Annotated in this window: 12 protein-coding genes; 7 read left to right on the top strand and 5 right to left on the bottom strand. The window is 74.4% G+C overall.

The window, feature by feature from the left end; translation table 11 throughout:
* The first annotated feature begins 298 nt into the window (after positions 1–298).
* Entirely contained in the window at positions 299–2428 is a 2130-nt protein-coding gene (locus ABZ923_RS11545; RefSeq protein ID WP_361469896.1) for a SpoIIE family protein phosphatase, read from the top strand.
* 106 nt (positions 2429–2534) lie between these two features.
* On the opposite strand, the gene ABZ923_RS11540 is transcribed toward ABZ923_RS11545, so the two are convergent.
* Complete coding sequence (locus tag ABZ923_RS11540) at positions 2535–4016, bottom strand: S1 family peptidase (RefSeq protein ID WP_361469939.1); 1482 nt, start codon at positions 4014–4016, stop codon at positions 2535–2537.
* 215 nt (positions 4017–4231) lie between these two features.
* Here ABZ923_RS11540 and ABZ923_RS11535 point away from each other — a divergent pair, with 215 nt between their 5' ends.
* The 5 genes from ABZ923_RS11535 (at position 4232) to ABZ923_RS11515 (ending at position 11285) form a co-directional block, all read left to right on the top strand.
* Complete coding sequence (locus ABZ923_RS11535; protein WP_361469895.1) at positions 4232–4645, top strand: PaaI family thioesterase; 414 nt, start codon at positions 4232–4234, stop codon at positions 4643–4645.
* A 476-nt stretch (positions 4646–5121) separates the two neighbouring features.
* Complete coding sequence (locus ABZ923_RS11530; protein WP_361469893.1) at positions 5122–5340, top strand: type A2 lantipeptide; 219 nt, start codon at positions 5122–5124, stop codon at positions 5338–5340.
* A 101-nt stretch (positions 5341–5441) separates the two neighbouring features.
* Positions 5442–6248 (top strand): HlyD family efflux transporter periplasmic adaptor subunit, encoded by an 807-nt coding sequence (locus ABZ923_RS11525; RefSeq protein WP_361469892.1) that lies wholly within the window; start codon positions 5442–5444, stop codon positions 6246–6248.
* Positions 6245–8467 (top strand): NHLP family bacteriocin export ABC transporter peptidase/permease/ATPase subunit, encoded by a 2223-nt coding sequence (locus ABZ923_RS11520; protein ID WP_361469890.1) that lies wholly within the window; start codon positions 6245–6247, stop codon positions 8465–8467. Before ABZ923_RS11525 ends, ABZ923_RS11520 begins: the two co-directional genes overlap by 4 nt.
* Position 8468: 1 nt before the next feature.
* The gene (locus tag ABZ923_RS11515) at positions 8469–11285 is read left to right on the top strand and encodes an NHLP bacteriocin export ABC transporter permease/ATPase subunit (RefSeq protein ID WP_361469888.1); all 2817 of its coding nucleotides are present in this window, start codon (positions 8469–8471) and stop codon (positions 11283–11285) included.
* Here the strand turns inward: ABZ923_RS11515 and ABZ923_RS11510 are convergent.
* The gene (locus tag ABZ923_RS11510) at positions 11282–12115 is read right to left on the bottom strand and encodes a ribonuclease BN (RefSeq protein WP_361469887.1); all 834 of its coding nucleotides are present in this window, start codon (positions 12113–12115) and stop codon (positions 11282–11284) included. The genes ABZ923_RS11515 and ABZ923_RS11510 overlap by 4 nt on opposite strands.
* Before the next feature lie 191 nt (positions 12116–12306).
* Between ABZ923_RS11510 and ABZ923_RS11505 the strand changes: the two genes are divergently transcribed.
* A complete protein-coding gene (locus tag ABZ923_RS11505) occupies positions 12307–13413 on the top strand; it encodes a galactosyldiacylglycerol synthase (protein WP_361469885.1) in 1107 nt (368 codons plus the stop codon).
* Between the two features lie 320 nt (positions 13414–13733).
* On the opposite strand, the gene ABZ923_RS11500 is transcribed toward ABZ923_RS11505, so the two are convergent.
* From ABZ923_RS11500 to ABZ923_RS11490, 3 genes are read right to left on the bottom strand one after another with little or no spacing between them, the layout of a single operon-like run.
* Entirely contained in the window at positions 13734–14510 is a 777-nt protein-coding gene (locus ABZ923_RS11500) for a polysaccharide deacetylase family protein (RefSeq protein ID WP_361469883.1), read from the bottom strand.
* A gap of 7 nt (positions 14511–14517) precedes the next feature.
* Entirely contained in the window at positions 14518–15441 is a 924-nt protein-coding gene (locus ABZ923_RS11495) for a DMT family transporter (protein WP_361469881.1), read from the bottom strand.
* A gap of 5 nt (positions 15442–15446) precedes the next feature.
* Complete coding sequence (locus ABZ923_RS11490) at positions 15447–16289, bottom strand: SDR family NAD(P)-dependent oxidoreductase (RefSeq protein WP_361469879.1); 843 nt, start codon at positions 16287–16289, stop codon at positions 15447–15449.
* Positions 16290–16398 lie beyond the last annotated feature (109 nt).

Genomic DNA, 16398 nt, shown 5'->3' with positions numbered 1-16398 from the left:
ATTCGGCCAACCAGGCGCGGCGGGGGCGCACACGAGAAACCCGTACACCACCTGTGCCTCTCCCCTGCCCCGGGCGCCGTCCCGGCCGACGGCCCCGGTCCGACACCGGCCGGGCCGGTTCAGGCGCCTGCCGGCCGCCCCGCCCCTCGGCTCCGGCGCATGGAGACGGCGCGCCGGGGTATTCGGAGCCATCCGACGTGCGCGGGCGTGCCCGGGGCCGGACGATCGCTCGCCGTGCGCGGGGCGCCGACGCGCGGGAGTCTTGTGCCCGGGATGCGACGCGCGGCCGTACGAGGAGGTGGTCGGCGTGTCCGACGGGCCAGGGACGCGGGGGGCGCCGGCCGGACAGCCGGTGCTGTCGCTCGCGCTGGCCTCGCTGCTGGAGGACGTGCACGCGCACTCCGGAGCGGTGTACCTGCTCAGGCCCGGCGAGCCGGTCCTGGAGATGGCGGTGATGGCGGGCATGCCCCGGGCGTTCGCGGCGCCGTGGGAGCGGGTGGGGCTGAGCGCGCCGATCCCGGTGGCGGACGCGGCGCGCGAGCGACGGCTCGTCTGGGTGGGCGGCGAGGAGGAGATGGCCCGCCGCTATCCGCGGATCTCGGTGGTGCTGCCGTACCCCTTCGCGCTGGCCGCGGCGCCCGTGGCGACGGAGCACACGGTGTACGGCGCGGTGTTCGTGACCTGGCCGGGCGCGCATCCGCCGGAGCTGTCGGACTGGGAGCGCGCCCACCTGACGGCGGCCTGCGAGCGGCTGGCGCTGCGGCTGGAGCGGGCCGCGCGGGAGGACCGGCCGGTCGGCCACGAGCCGGACGTGCTCGCGGCACCGCTGTCGGGCGTGGCGGGCACCCTGGGCTCGGTCGAGGCGGCACGGATGGTGGCCCGGCTGCCGTACGGACTGATCTCGTTGGATCTGCACGGCCGGATCGGATTCGCCAACACGGCCGCCGCCGAGCTGCTCGGCAGGCCGGCCGGGGAGCTGCTGGGCACGCTGCCCTGGGTGTCGGTGTCCTGGCTGAACGACCCGATGTACGAGGACCGCTACCGGGCGGCGCTGATCAGCCAGCAGGTGACGTCGTTCGTGGCGCTGCGCCCGCCCGGCGAGTGGCTGTCGTTCCGGATGTACCCGAGCACGACCGGGCTGAGCATGCGCATCAGCCGGGCCCGGGCGGTGGCGGAGGTGGGGCGCGGCACCGCGCAGGCGGGTGCGGGGCCGTCCCGGCTGGTGAGCATCTCCCAGGTGCTGAGTCTGGCGGGCGCGCTGACCGAGGCGGTCGGGGTGCAGGACGTGGTGCAGCTGGTGTGGGACGAGGTGGCCCCGGCCGTCGGCAGCCAGGCGCTGGTGCTGCTGCGGGCGCAGGGCGGGCGGCTGCACGTGCTGGGACACCGCGGCTATCCGTCCGCGCGCGTCGTGGAGCGGTTCGACGGGCTGCCGCTGTCCGAACGGACCCCGGGCACGCACGCCCTGAACAGCGGGGTGCCCGCGTTCTTCGACTCACGGGAGCAGCTGGAGCGGCTGTACCCGGACCGCCACGAGGCCCCGGACGGCTTCGCGGCCTGGGCGTACCTGCCGCTGATCGCGTCGGGACGGCCGGTCGGCACGTGTGTGCTGGCCTACGCCCGGCCGCACCCCTTCCCGGCCGACGAGCGCGCGGTGCTCACCTCGCTCGGCGGGCTGATCGCGCAGGCCCTGGAGCGGGCCGTGCTCTACGACGCGAAACACCGCCTGGCGCACGGTCTGCAACAGGCGCTGCTGCCGCACACACTGGCGCCACCGCCCGGCATCGAGGCGGCGGCCCGCTATCTGCCGGCCACCCACGGCATGGAGATCGGCGGCGACTTCTACGACCTGGTGCCGACCCGTCCGCTGGCGGCGGCGGTGATCGGGGACGTCCAGGGGCACAACGTGACCGCGGCGGGCCTGATGGGGCAGATCCGCACGGGTGTGCGGGCGTACACCACGGTGGGACAGGCGCCGCAGGAGGTGATGAGCAGCACCAACCGGCTGCTGATCGATCTCGGCACCGACCTGTTCGCGAGCTGTCTGTACCTGCGGCTGGACCCGGCGCGCGGGCGGGCCGTGATGGCCCGGGCGGGTCATCCGCCGCCGCTGCTGCGCCGGCCGGACGGGCGGGTGCGGGTGCTGGACCTGGCCGGGGGTCCGCTGCTCGGGATCGACGCGGCGGCCGTGTACCCGACGACCGAGGTGTCGCTGACCCCCGGCTCGGTGCTCCTGCTCTACACCGACGGCCTGGTGGAGTCCCCCGGCATCGACATCGAGGACGCGCTGGTCGATCTCGGCGCGCTGCTCGCGGACGTCGGCCACCAGCCGCTGGAGAGCCTGGCGGACGAGGTGGTCGGGCACAGTGCGGCCGCGCGGGAACGGGTGGACGACGTGGCGGTGCTGTTGCTGCGGGCGTGCGACGGCTGACGCGCACGGCTGCGGTCCGGCCCTCCCGCGGGAGGGCCGGACCACTGCTCGCCGGCCGATACCGAGGGGGAGGCCGGCCGGGGAGCCTCGCGGACGCGCCGTGCCGCTAGCGCGTGCCGGTCAGGGACGACGAGCCGTCGTGCGCCGCGCCGGAGCCGGAGGCGTCGGAGCCAGAGGCGTCGGACGGTGCGGACGGGTCGGCGCTGCCGCCGATCTGGTCACCGCCGGCACCGGCCTGGTCACCGGCACCCGCGCCCGACTCGTCACCGGCACCGGCACCGGCACCCGACTGGTCACCGGCACCGGCCTGATCGCCCGCACCCGCACCGGACTCGTCACCGGCACCGGCACCGGACTGGTCACCGGCACCCGCCTGGTCGCCCGCGCCCGCCTGGTCACCGGCGCCCGCCTGGTCGCCCGCACCCGCCTGGTCACCGGCACCCGCGCCGCCGGCGCCGAGCGTCGCGCCGGTGGCCTGGAGGGCGGTGGTGACCGGCTGGAAGAAGGTCTCGCCGCCGCTGGTGCAGTCGCCGCTGCCGCCGGAGGTCAGGCCGAGGGCGCTGCCGTCCTGGGTGAACAGCGAGCCGCCGCTGTCGCCCGGTTCGGCGCAGACGTTGGTCTGGATGAGGCCGGTGACCGTGTCGACGCCGTTCGGGTCGGTCTCGCTCTGGAAGTTGACGGTGGCGTCGAGGCCGGTGACCTGGCCGTCGTGCAGCCCGGTGGTGGAGCCCATCCGGAACACGTTCTCGCCCACGGTGGCGTCGGCGGCCTGGTTGATCTGCACGGTCTGGCCGTTGCCGGTGTTGACCTCGCTGGGCGCCTGGGTCGCCGGGTCGTTGTACTTGACGAGGGAGAAGTCGCCGGCGCCCGGGAAGGTGGCCTGGTCGACGGTGGCGATGGGCTGCCCGTTCTGGGAGTCGGACCACTCCTTGGCGGCGACTCCGCAGTGACCGGCCGTCAGGAAGGCGGGGCTGCCGTCGGAGGCGGTGACGTTGAAGCCGAGGGAGCAGCGGACGTTGCCGCCCTGCACCTGGGAGAAGATGGCGTCGCCGCCCGAGACGAACGTCTTGAAGGTGCCGGAGGACTTCTTCAGGGTCGCCATGCCGGGGCCGAGGCTGCGCACGGTCGACTGCAGTCTGTTCCACTTGCCGCCGGTGACCGTGGCGTCGGCGGTGACCTGGACCTTGTTGGTGCGCGGGTCGACGGCCCAGGAGGTGCCGGGGATGGTCGCCTTCGTCTTCAGCGTCTGCGCGGCGGCCTTGAGTTCGGCGGTGCTGTTGTCGACCTGGCGGACGACCGCGCCCGCCTTCTTGGCCTGGACGATGAGGTTGTCGTCGCCGTTGACCACGTTGACGACGAGCTGCTGCTTGGCGCCGTCGTAGTACGAGCCGGCGAAGGCGTCGCCGAGGATCTTCTGCAGCTGGGCGGCGAGGCCCGAGGCGTCCGTGGCCTTCAGGGTCTTCGCGGTGCCGGTGGCGCCCGACGCCTGGTCCTTGTCCTGGGACGCGTTGGCGTTGGGGAGCAGGAGGGCCGCCGCTCCGAGCGCCGCGACGCCGCCCACCGCTATCGCGGCCTTGCGCTTCGGCATTCGCTTGTGACTCAAACTTCTCGACCTCCTGGGGACGGGGGGTCTGCCGCTCGCGGGCAGTTCGTATCGGGGGGGTGGGTATCGCGGCGCCTGGATGGCCGTAGGTACGCACCGGCCTCGTGGTGTGTTCAATTCCGGTTCCGAACGGCCGTACCGGGGTGGCGAATCGGCCACGCTCGGCGTGGCGCGGCGGGAGGCCGGGAACAATCCCCCATATGACGATGACCACCGCCGAAGCCGACAAGATCCTCTCCGTCAACTTCGCACCCTGGGTGCTCGATCTCGGGCTGACCGTCGAGGCGGTGGGCGAGGACCGCGCCGTGTTGCGTCTGCCCTGGTCGGACCGGCTGGCCCGGGAGGGCGGCGGACTGTCGGGGCAGGCTCTGATGGCGGCCGCGGACACGGCGACGGTGATCGCGGTGTCGGCCGCGCGGGGCGGGTTCGTGCCGATGACGACGGTGCAGCAGTCGACCTCGTTCCAGCGGGCGGTGGCGGGCGCGGATGTCCTGATCGAAGCGGTCCTGACGAAGCTGGGCCGCCGGATGGCGTTCGCGGACGTCACGTTGAGCGATGCCACCTCGGGTGCGCTCGCCGCCCGGGCGAACACGGTCTACGCGATTCTGGGCTGACAGGCCCGGTCGGCGATCGATCCGACACGCTCAGCTATCGGTCGGTAACGTTCAGTTCCGAAGCCGAAGCGGAATCCCCCCTTCAGGGAATCTGCACATCCCGCACTCAGGCACCTCACCGGCACCGGGTTATCTGCACAATCACGCGCCCCCCGACACGCCTTTGGCGAGGAGTGCCGGATTCGCCGCCCGGCGGACGGGCCGGCCGTCGCGACGATGCCGTGCGGCATGTGAAGGAGTCGCCGACAAGGCGTGCGCAGACCTGCACGGATGAAACCCTTCGCGAGCCAAGTGCCCAGGTGAGAGCGCTGGTTGATTGGAAGCGCGCGCCGCGTGCGTGCTTTGATCCATCGCACCGCGGGGTCCGGCGGGCCCCCGGAGACGGGTGCCCGGCGCCCGCGGTCGCGGCCGTCCGTCTGTCCCCCAGAGGGGGCCGCTCCCCCTTGTGAAATACCCATACGAAGGGAAGTTCCACCATGAACTCCACCCCCCGCGTTGAGACCGTCGAGATCTCGGACGCCGAGCTGGACAACGTCTCCGGCGGTCTGTCCGTGAACACGCTCAACAGCACCCTCGGCACCGTGAACGAGATCGCCCCGGGCGTCAACGGCCTGGTCAACACGGTCGTCGGCACCGTCGAGGGCGTCTCCGGCCTGAACACCGCGCCGGTCAACGGCCTGGTCGCCGGTCTCTGATCGCACTTCGGTGCCATCGCGGTCCCGGAGCCGTCCCACGGCTCCGGGGCTCATCGGTGCCCTGACACACATGCGTCTCTCCCACAGGTGAGGGAAGTTCCGTGCAGTTCCGCCAACAGGCCCTCGCCAAGCTCCAGTCGCCGGAGGAGCTGGACCTCCCGGTGCGGCTCGCCCGCCCGCAGGGCTGGCTCGCGCTCGGCGTCACGGTCGTCGTCATGGCCGCCGCCTCCGTGTGGGCGGTGACCGGCTCGGTCGCCTCCACGGTGAGCGCCCCCGCCATCCTCACCCACGGGCAGGGCAGTTACCTGCTGCAGAGCCCGGTGGCCGGGCAGGTGACGGCCGTCCTCGCCCGGCAGGGCGAACGGCTGCCCGCCAACGCGCCGGTCCTCAAGGTCCGTACCGCCAAGGGCGACACGGTGGTCCGGACCGTCGCCGCGGGCCGCGTCACCACGCTCGCCGCGACCATCGGCCAGATCATCCAGACCGGCACCAACGTCGCCGCCGTCGAGAAGGTCGCCCACGCCTCCGACCCGCTGTACGCCACCGTGTACGTACCCGCCGAGAACGCCGCCGCCATCCCGGCGCACGCCTCCGTCGACCTGAGCGTGTCCTCCGTACCCACGCAGCGGTACGGCGTGCTGCGCGGCGAGGTGAAGTCGGTGGACCGTACCGCGCAGTCCGCCCAGTCGATCTCCGCGTTCCTCGGCGACAGCCAGCTCGGCGAGCAGTTCACCCGCAAGGGACGCCCGGTGGCCGTCCTGGTGGAACTCGACAAGTCGTCGTCGGCGAAGAGCGGTTACCGCTGGTCCACCGCCGGCGGGCCGCCGTTCCGGCTCGACTCCATGACCCTCGCCACCGGCTCCGTCCGGCTCGCCGACCAGCGTCCCGTCGATTGGCTGCTCCCGTGACCACCGCCCAGGAAACCCGCGGCCGCAGACGCGCGGCCCCCGCGAAGCGGCCGGTCCCCACCTCCCGTACCGGGACGGTCCGTACCCCCACCGTGCTCCAGATGGAGGCCGTCGAGTGCGGTGCCGCCTCCCTCGCGATGGTCCTCGGCCACTACGGACGGCACGTCCCGCTGGAGGAGCTGCGCATCGCCTGCGGTGTCTCCCGGGACGGCTCACGCGCCTCCAACCTGCTGAAGGCCGCCCGCAGTTACGGTCTGACGGCCAAGGGCATGCAGATGGACCTGGCCGCCCTCGCCGAGGTGCGGGCACCGGCCATCCTCTTCTGGGAGTTCAACCACTACGTCGTCTACGACGGCATGGGCCGCCGTTTCGGCCGGCGCGGGGTGTACGTCAACGACCCCGCCAAGGGCCGCCGTTTCGTGCCCATGGAGGAGTTCGACGGCAGCTTCACCGGAGTCGTGCTGGTGCTGGAGCCCGGCGAGGACTTCACCACCGGCGGCCGCCGGCCCGGTGTGCTCGGCGCGATGCCGGCCCGGCTGCGCGGCACCGCGGGCACCCTCCCGGCGGCGGTGCTGGCCAGTCTGCTGCTGGTCGCGGTCGGCGCGGCCGTACCGGCGCTCAGCCGCACGTACATCGACATGTTCCTCATCGGCGGGCAGACCTCGCTGCTGGGCGTGCTGTTCACCTCGATGGCCGCCTGTGTGCTGCTCACACTGGTGCTGACCTGGCTCCAGCAGGCCAACCTGCTGCACGGCCGGATCATCTCCTCCACCCTCTCCAGCGCCCGCTTCCTGCGCCACCTGCTGCGGCTGCCGGTGACGTTCTTCGCCCAGCGCTCCCCCGCCGACCTGGTGCAGCGCCTGCAGTCCAACGACCAGGTGGCCGAGACCCTGGCCCGCGACCTCGCGGCGGCCGGCGTCGACGCGATCGTGGTCGTCCTGTACGCGGTCCTGCTCTACACCTACGACCCTCAGCTGACCTTCGTCGGCATCGCCGTGGCCCTGCTGAACGTGGTCGCCATGCGGCTCGTCGTGCGGCTGCGCGCGACCCGGACGGCGAAGCTGCGCGCGGACACCGCGCGGCTGACCAACACCTCGTACACCGGCCTGCAGTTGATCGAGACGCTGAAGGCGACCGGCGGCGAGGACGGCTACTTCCGCAAGTGGGCCGGACAGCACGCCACCACGCTGGAGGAGCAGCAGCGGCTCGGCGTGCCGAGCGCCTGGCTCGGCGTGGTCGCGCCGACGCTCGCCACCTTCAACAGCGCGCTCATCCTGTGGATCGGCGGACTGCGCGCGGTCGAGGGGCACATCTCCGTCGGCCTGCTCGTCGCGTTCCAGGCGCTGGTCACCCGCTTCACCGCGCCGCTGACCCGGCTCAACGGCGTGGCGGGCCGCATCCAGGACTTCGCGGCCGACGTGGCCCGGCTGAAGGACGTGGAGAACTTCCAGGCCGACCCGCTGTACGCCCGCCCCGGCGGCGGCGAGTCCACCCGGCGGCTGCACGGGCACGTCGAACTGGAGAACGTCACCTTCGGCTACAGCCCGCTGGACCAGCCGCTGCTGACCGGTTTCGACCTGACCGTCGGCCCCGGTCAGCAGGTGGCCCTGGTCGGCGGCTCGGGCAGCGGCAAGTCCACGGTCTCCCGGCTGATCTCGGGCCTGTACACGCCGTGGGACGGGGTGATCCGCATCGACGGCCGCCGGCTGGAGGACATCCCGCGCGGCGCGCTCGCCGCCTCCGTCTCCTTCGTCGACCAGGACGTCTTCCTCTTCGAGGGCTCCGTCCGCGACAACGTGGCCCTGTGGGACCCGTCGATCCCCGACGAGGCCGTGGTGGAGGCGCTGCGGGACGCGGCGCTGTACGACGTGGTCATGCGCCGGCCCGGCGGCATCCACAGCCGGGTCGAGCAGGACGGGCGCAACTTCTCCGGCGGGCAGCGCCAGCGGCTGGAGATCGCGCGGGCGCTGGTGCGCCGGCCGAGCATCCTGGTGCTGGACGAGGTGACCAGCGCGCTGGACGCGGAGACCGAACAGGTCGTGATGGACAACCTGCGGCGGCGCGGCTGCGCCTGCGTGGTGATCGCGCACCGGCTGAGCACGGTCCGCGACAGCGACGAGATCGTCGTCCTCCAGCACGGCACGGTCGTCGAACGCGGGCGGCACGAGGAGCTGGTGGCGCGCGGCGGCGCGTACGCGGCGCTGGTCAGGGAGCGGTGAGATGACGTCCGTACCGGAAGGCGACCTCGTCCTCGGGGCGCTGGGCTCGCTGGGCACGCGGCTGGACTGCGCCGGCCTGGGCCGCCTGGACCTGGAGGGCCCGCAGGTGCTGTGGCTGGTCGCGGCCGGCGCGCTGGACCTGTTCGCGGTGGACGCCGCCCAGCAGGGCCACTGGCACCACCTCGGCCGGCTGGAGGCGGGCACCCTGCTGCTCGGCCCGGTCGCCGGGCCCCAGCACACGCTGGTGGCCCGCCCGGTCCGGGACTGTGTGGTGCACCGCGTCAACCTGCGCGAGCTGTACCAGCCGGCGCAGACCCAGACCTGGTCGTACGACGAGTACGGCAACCCGCAGTACGTGCCGCCGACGTCGAGCCCGCTGGAGTACGCGCTCGCCCTCGGTGTCGGCCGCGGCCTGTCCGTCCTCTTCCAGGCCCCGCTGGCCGAGGAGCGGGCGGCGGCCCCGGCCGACGACGAGGTCTTCTGGATGCAGGTGCCGCCGGGCAGCGTGCAGTACGGCTCGCTGTACGGCGCGGAGGCCGCCGCCGATCTGCTGATGGACCCGGCGCTGTGGCAGAGCCTGGTGGACCAGCAGTACCGGCTGCTCACCGCGCTGGACCGGTGGATCGAGCAGCTGGAGCGCACCCACGAGAACCGCACGGCCGAAGGGATCAAGGCCGGCGAGGCGGTGCGCGCCCAGGCCGACCGGACCCTGCTGGCCTCCATCGGCAAGCGCTCCGCGCGCCGCACCACGCCGGCCGACGCCGATGCCACCTACGCGGCCTGCAAGCTGGTCGCCGGGGCGGCCGGCATCCGGCTCGCCGAGCCCGCGCAGAGCGGCACCGAGAGCGACCGGCTGGACCCGGTGGAACGGGTCGCGCTGGCCTCCCGGGTGCGCACCCGGGCCGTCCGCCTGGACGGGCGCTGGTGGCGCGAGGACGTGGGCCCGCTGGTCGGCCACCGGGCGCTGTCCGGGGCGCCGGTCGCGCTGCTGTGGCGGCGCGGCGGCTACGTGGCCGTACACCCCGGGACGGGGCGCGAGACGCCCGTGGAGAAGGCGAACGCGGAGGAGTTCGAGCCGCGCGCGGTGATGTTCTACCGGCCGCTGCCCGACAAGCGCCTCGGACCGCTCGGGCTGCTCCGGTTCAGCCTCCGCGGCACCCGCACCGACCTGCTGCACCTGCTCCTCGCGGGGCTGGTGACGGTGGCGATCGGCGCGCTGGTGCCGATCGCGACGGGCAAGGTGCTCGGCGAGTACGTGCCGCGGGCCCAGGAGGGCCTGATCGTCCAGGTCTGCCTGGCGGTGATGGTGAGCGGGGTGGTCGCGGCGGCGTTCACGCTGCTGGAGAACCTGTCCATCCTGCGCCTGGAGGGCCGGATCGAGGCGGCGCTCCAGCCGGCCGTCTGGGACCGGCTGCTGCGGTTGCCCACCCGCTTCTTCACCCAGCGCTCCACCGGTGAACTGGCCAGCGCGGCCATGGGCATCAGCGCGATCCGCCGGCTGCTGGCGGGCGTCGGCCCGGTCGTCGCCCAGTCGGTGACCGTCGGCGCGATGAACCTGGCCCTGCTGTTCTGGTTCAGCCCGGCGATGGCGACGGCCGCGATCGGGATGCTCGTCGTCATCGGGGCGGTGTTCACCGGGCTCGGGCTGTGGCAGGTGCGCTGGCAGCGGCGGCTGGTGACGCTCGGCAACAAGCTGAACAACCAGGCGTTCCAGACCCTGCGCGGGCTGCCCAAGCTGCGGGTGGCCGCGGCCGAGAACTACGCGTACGCGGCCTGGGCACGGGAGTTCGCGCGCAGCCGGGAGCTCCAGCAGCGGGTCGGCCGGATCAAGAACCTCACCACGGTCCTCGGCGCGGTCTATCTGCCGGTGTGCACCCTGCTGATGTTCATGCTGCTGGCGGGCCCGGCCAAGGGCGCGATGTCGGCGGCCGACTTCCTGACCTTCAACACGTCGGTGACCATGGTGCTGACCTCGGTCACCCAGCTGACCGGAGCGTTCGTCTCGGCGGTGGCGGCGCTGCCGCTGTTCGAGGAGATCAGGCCGGTGCTGGAGGCCACGCCCGAGGTGCGCACGGCGAGCACCCGGCCCGGCCCGCTGTCCGGCGCCGTGGAGGCCCGCCGGCTCTCCTTCCGGTACGCGGACGACGGCCCGCTGGTCCTGGACGACGTGTCCTTCGCCGCGCGGCCCGGCGAGTTCGTGGCGATCGTCGGCCCCAGCGGCTGCGGCAAGTCCACACTGCTGCGGCTGCTCATAGGCTTCGACCGGCCGGTCTCCGGCAGCGTCCTGTACGACGGCCAGGACCTGGGGGCGCTCGACCAGTCGGCGGTGCGCCGCCAGTGCGGGGTGGTGCTCCAGCACGCGCAGCCCTTCACCGGTTCGATCATGGACGTCATCTGCGGGGCCGAGCCGTACACGCCGGAGGAGGCGATGGCGGCGGCCGAGCTGGCGGGGCTCGCCGAGGACATCAAGCGGATGCCGATGGGGCTGCACACGATCGTCGCGGGCAACGGCGCGATCTCCGGCGGCCAGCGGCAGCGCCTGATGATCGCCCAGGCCCTCATCCGGCGGCCGCGGATCCTCTTCTTCGACGAGGCGACCAGTGCCCTGGACAACGACACCCAGCGCATCGTCATCGACAGCACCCGCAAGCTGAACGCCACCCGGATCGTCATCGCCCACCGCCTGTCGACCGTACTGGACGCCGACCGGGTGGTCGTGATGGAGGACGGCAAGGTCGTCCAGCAGGGCACCCCGGCCGAACTCCTCGCGGACACCGGGGGCCGGCTGCACGAGCTGGTGCGCCGCCAGCTGGCCTAGGCGGGCTGCTCCTCCTCGTCGGCCGGGCCGGCCGGCTCGTCCTGGTGGTGGGACGGCATCCAGTGGTGTTCGGTGAACCAGCGGCCGAAGATGGCGCCGCCGTAGATGACGAACCCGACGCCGATGAGCCAGGACTCGACGACGAGTACGGTGCCGACGGCGCCGTAGCTCAGGGCGTTGGTGACGATGAGCGGGGTGAACACCAGGTAGGAGAAGACGCGCAGGCCGGCCAGGCCGATGACGGTGGCCAGCGCGCCGGGCAGCAGCGAGCGCCAGTGCACCTGCCCGCCCAGCAGGAAGCGCTGCCCCCACCAGAAGAACAGGATGCCGCTGAGCGTGGACAGCACGATCCGCTGCGAACCGTGCAGCGTCGACTTCGTCGCCACCTCCTGGTACAGGTACGCCGTCAGCACGATCAGCCAGGTCGCCTGCCGCCACACCCGGTGCCAGGGCCCGGAGGCCAGGCCCCAGATCCGCTCGTAGGCGTTCTGCACGCTGCCGCCGAACGACACGCCGAACACGGCGAGCAGGATGCCGCTCCAGACGCTGGTGGTGCCGATGACCTTGCGCGGGGGGCTGATGACGTCGGTGATCACATGGGCGGACCGGCCGGACAGCCCCATGCCGTCGGTGAGCCAGGAGGCGAAGCCGCCGCTCACCAGGGGGTCGGCCGCGGCGACCACGATCAGCAGCGGCGCCAGGGTCACCAGGGCCAGGGTGGCGAAGCCCATGGCCCGGTGCATCAGCTCCAGCTCGCTGCCGTGCTCGAACAGGGCCCGCAGGCGCAGCCACTCCCACGCGCGGTGCAGGCCGCGCCGCAACCGCCTCACGGCTCCTCCCGTGCTCGCCGCCCGCACGCTCTCCCGTGCCGATCCATCCAGCGTGGCACGCACCGGGCGACTCGCAGCCGGAGGGCGCGTGGCGGCAGGGGGCGCTGGTGCGCACGGGTGACCGTCCGGTCCGGCGACACGGTCGGCCGGGTCCGCCGTACGAGCCCTTCTGCGGCGGAGAATCGGCCTTCATGCCCACCACGGACCACCCCGCGCGCGACGGCCGGCGGCGCCTGCTGATCCTGAGCGCGAGCATGGGAGCCGGCCACGACACCGTGGCCGCCGAACTCGCCCGCCGCGCCGCGGCCCGCGGCCACGACGCCCGGGTGGCCGACGTGCTGCGGCTGCTGCCGTACGGCCTGGGCACCGGGCTGTGCCGCGGCTACCGGGCGTCGGTACGGCACCTGCCCTGGCTGTACGCCGGTGTCTACGGCGCGTTCCTGCGCGGCGGGCCCGGGCGGCGGCCCAGCGGGGTCCCGCTGGCCCGGCTGGCCGGGGACCGGCTGACGGAGCTGGTGGAACGGCTGGACGCCGACGTGGTGGTGTCCGTGTTCCATCTGGCCGCCCAGCTGACCGGGCATCTGCGGGCCCGGGGCGGGCTGGGGGTGCCGAGCGCCGTCTTCCTGCTCGACTTCGCGGTGCACCGGCAGTGGCTGCATCCGGGCAACGACCGGTACCTGTGCCTGACGGACGCGGCGGCGGCGGAGGTGCGCCGCCATCTCGCCGTGCCCGTGGTCACGACCGGGCCGGTGGTCGCGCCCGCCTTCCGGGCACCGGCCCCGGGGGCGGCCCGGTGGCGGGAGCGGTTCGCCCGGCGGGCGCCCGGCCGGCCCCCGGTGCTGCTGTCCGCCGGTGCCTGGGGCGCGGCCTCCCGCCCGGCCGCCACCGCCCGGCTGCTGGCGGCGGGCGGTTACCTGCCGGTGGTGCTGTGCGGCCGGGACGAGCGGCTCCTCGCCCGTCTCTCCCGTGAGCCGGCGCTCGCCCTGGGCTGGGTCGACGACATGCCCGGCCTGCTGGCCGCCTGCCACGCCCTGGTGGACAACGCCGCCGGCCAGACCGCCGTCCAGGCCCTCGCCACGGGCCTGCCCGTGATCGGCCACCGCCCGCTGCCCGGCCACGGCGCGGAGGGCGTGCGCCGCATGGCCGACCTGGGCCTGTCCGAACCGGCCCCCGACGGCCCCGCCCTGCTGGCGGCCCTGACCCGCCTCCACGACAACTCCCCCACCCGCACGACGCGGGTGACCCGCGGCCACGCCCTGTTCCAGGCGGATGCCCTGGACTTCCTGACAGACCTGTGAGCCGCCTCCGCAGCCCCGAGCCCGGGTCCGGTTCCGCGGCCGGCACCCGTCACCCACCGGCCCGCTCCCCCTGCCCAGCAGCGAACCGCGCCCAACGCCTGCGCGACCCCGAGCCGGCACACCGCACCCCGCCCGGCCACCGCCGCACACCGGCCCACCCGCCCCGCACCGCAACCACCGACGAACCCGTCGGCCGACCGGGACGTCCCCACGACCGCAGGCCAGGGCAGCTTCGGCCGCCCTGTACGGCGGGCGTTGCGGCCCCGGCCGCCGGGCGCGGTGGCGTGGGGGGTGGTCGGCCGGGGCGGTGGTGGGCGGGGTCACGGGGTGGGCCGGGCGGGCGGTCGGCCCCGGCCCCCGGTGGCGTCCGGTTCGTGGTCGTGGAGGGGGCCGATCGTGAGGCCCGCGTCCCGGCAGTCCTGGACGATGACCGGGAGGGCGGTCAGGGTGGCCTGCCAGCAGCCGGGGGCCGAGTGGTGGTCGGAGTCGTGGAGCAGGACGGTGCCGCCGCCCCGCAGGTCCGCGGCGATCCGCGCCCGTACGGACACCGGCGTGGCGTCGGCCGTCCAGTCCCTGCCCCACGCCGACCACAGCACCGTGCGCAGTCCGGCGCGCCGGGCGGCCCGCCAGCGGCTCGTGGTGAGGATGCCGTACGGCGGGCGGTACCACCGCGGGCGGCGGCCGGTGAGCTCGTGCACCGCGCAGACGGTCCGGGCGACCTCCGCGGCGTCGCGGGCGAACGCGGGCCGCCAGGGCCGGTCGTGGGTCCAGCCGTGCACGCCCAGCTCGTGCCCGCGCCGTACCGTCTCCCGCAGCAGCCGGGGATGGCGGACCGCGTGCTCGCCGACCACGAAGAAGGTGGCCCGCACCCCGAGTTCGTCCAGCGTGTCGAGGAAGCGCGGGGTGGACACCGGGTCCGGCCCGTCGTCGAAGGTGAGCGCGATGTGCCGGCGGGGGCCGAGGCCGGCGAGCCCGGGGAAGAGCAGCAGCCGTACGCCCGGCAGCCAGGTGGCCGCCGGGCCGATGTGGGCCGCGGCGGCACCGGCCGGCAGCAGGACGGCGGCCGTCCGCCAGGCGCGGCCGGACACGGGGGACATCGGTGACCTACCTCCTCGGGGTGCGGGGCAGCGCGGCGGTGGATCCGGCGGACGCCTCGGGGTCCGTGGCGTCCCACTCCCCGCCGACGGACGCGGCGTGGGCCAGGCCTATGCTGCCGGCGCCGATCAGCGCGACACCGACGGCCTCGGGCAGCAGCCTCAGGCCCAGGTGGATCGACTCGGCGAACAGCACCCAGCCGAGCACGACGCTGGTGAGCGCGTCGCCGAGGGTGAGGGCCGGCTGGGAGGCGGACAGCGAGCCGGCGCCGAGCGCACCCTGCAGCAACAGGAAGGCGACCAGCCCGGCAACCCCCGTGGCGTACAGCGACCAGTGCCCGAACATCGCCGCCGGCCCCTGTTCGAGCCGCCCCACGGCCTCCTTGAGCAGCGCCGCGGTGGCGGCGAAGGACACGGCGGAGGCGAGCCCGAGCAGCGCGGCCCGGGAGGCGCCCCGCACCGGACGCGCGGCCGCCACGAGCAGCACCACCGCGCCGAGCACCCCGCCGCCGCCCAGCAGCCAGTCCCCCGGCCGCGCGGTGGACCGGCCGGCGGAGGGCGCGGCGGCGAGGAGGAACAGGGCCAGCCCGCCGGCGAGGGCGACGAACGCCAGCCAGGTCCGGCCGTCCGGGCGGCTGCGGAAGACGACGCTGCCCACGGCGAGGGTGAACAGCAGCTCGGCGGCGAGCAGCGGCTGGACCAGCGACAGGCTGCCCACGGCCAGCGCCCCGGCCTGCAGCAGGCTGGACAGCGCCAGCAGCCCGGCGCCCGCCAGCCAGTAGGGGCGCCGCAGCAGGCGGGTGAACCGGCGTACGACGGACCCGGCCCCGTCCCCGTGGTCCGGCTCCTGCACGGCGGCACGGCGCTGGAGCACCGAGGCGGACGCGTTGGACAGGGCCGCGAGGAGTGCGAGCAGTACCGTGACGGCGGTCATGGCGGTCACCCGAAGCGGGCGGCGAGCCGCCGGTAGAGCCCGGGCGCGGCTCCGCGCACCCGGGCGGGCAGGCGCAGCCACCCGGGGACGTACACCTCGTCGCGGCCGTGCAGGGCGGCGGCGCAGACCGCGTCCGCCACGCGCTCGACGGGGACCGGCCGCGGCCAGGAGCGTGCGTAGGGGGTGCCCCGCCGGTCGAAGAAGGGGGTGTCGACCACGCCGGGGACGACATGGCCGACGCCCACCCCGGTGCCGCGCAGCTCGTAGCGCAGGCAGTCGGCGAACGTGGCCAGGGCGGCCTTCGCCGCGGAGTAGACGGCCTCGCCGCGCACGCCGACGCTGCCGGCGAGGGACCCGATGAGCACGATCCGTCCGGATCCGGCCGCCACCATGTGCGGCAGCACGGTCCGCACCAGGTGCACGGTGGCCAGCAGGTCGAGCCCCACGATCTCGTCGATGCGTGCGGCGGGCATGCCGGTGAACTCCCCGGCCCAGCCGACGCCGGCGCCCGCCACCAGCAGGTCCAGCCGGCCGAGGTGGTCCAGGGCGAGGCCGGTGAGCCGGCGGTCGGCGCCGGGCCGGGTCAGGTCCGCGGGCAGCGCGAGCGCTCCGGACTGCGCGGCCACCTGCTCCAGTCGGGTGACGTCACGTCCGTTCAGCACCAGCCGCCAGCCGCCCTCGGCGGCGAGCCGGCGGGCCACCGCGGCACCGATGCCCGAGGAGGCACCCGTCACCAGGGCGGTACCGCCCCGGGCGGGACGCGGCGGGGCGTCGGCCGCCCGCCCGGCCGAGGCCGGGACCGGCCGGGTGTGGTTCGACGGTCCTGCGGGGGACGGGGCGTGGGACATGGTGACGACCTCACTGCGACGGCGTGCACGAGTTCGCGAGCTCCGGGGCCGAACCTTCGCGGTGTATCCAGGGCGCCACACACTGAAACACCGCGCACGGCGAAGCGCC

Source organism: Streptomyces sp. NPDC046881 (assembly GCF_040645015.1).
Classification (GTDB): domain Bacteria; phylum Actinomycetota; class Actinomycetes; order Streptomycetales; family Streptomycetaceae; genus Streptomyces.
Note: the sequence above shows the minus strand (reverse complement) of the source record. Positions and strands in the feature narration are given on the sequence as shown.

Excerpts from the sequence above, each read along its gene's own strand:
- ABZ923_RS11515 (WP_361469888.1), top strand. The coding sequence starts at position 8,469 with ATGACGTCCGTACCGGAAGGCGACCTCGTCCTCGGGGCGCTGGGCTCG.
- ABZ923_RS11540 (WP_361469939.1), bottom strand. The coding sequence starts at position 4,016 with ATGCCGAAGCGCAAGGCCGCGATAGCGGTGGGCGGCGTCGCGGCGCTC.
- ABZ923_RS11505 (WP_361469885.1), top strand. The coding sequence starts at position 12,307 with ATGCCCACCACGGACCACCCCGCGCGCGACGGCCGGCGGCGCCTGCTG.
- ABZ923_RS11495 (WP_361469881.1), bottom strand. The coding sequence starts at position 15,441 with ATGACCGCCGTCACGGTACTGCTCGCACTCCTCGCGGCCCTGTCCAAC.
- ABZ923_RS11490 (WP_361469879.1), bottom strand. The coding sequence starts at position 16,289 with ATGTCCCACGCCCCGTCCCCCGCAGGACCGTCGAACCACACCCGGCCG.
- ABZ923_RS11500 (WP_361469883.1), bottom strand. The coding sequence starts at position 14,510 with ATGTCCCCCGTGTCCGGCCGCGCCTGGCGGACGGCCGCCGTCCTGCTG.
- ABZ923_RS11530 (WP_361469893.1), top strand. The coding sequence starts at position 5,122 with ATGAACTCCACCCCCCGCGTTGAGACCGTCGAGATCTCGGACGCCGAG.
- ABZ923_RS11535 (WP_361469895.1), top strand. The coding sequence starts at position 4,232 with ATGACGATGACCACCGCCGAAGCCGACAAGATCCTCTCCGTCAACTTC.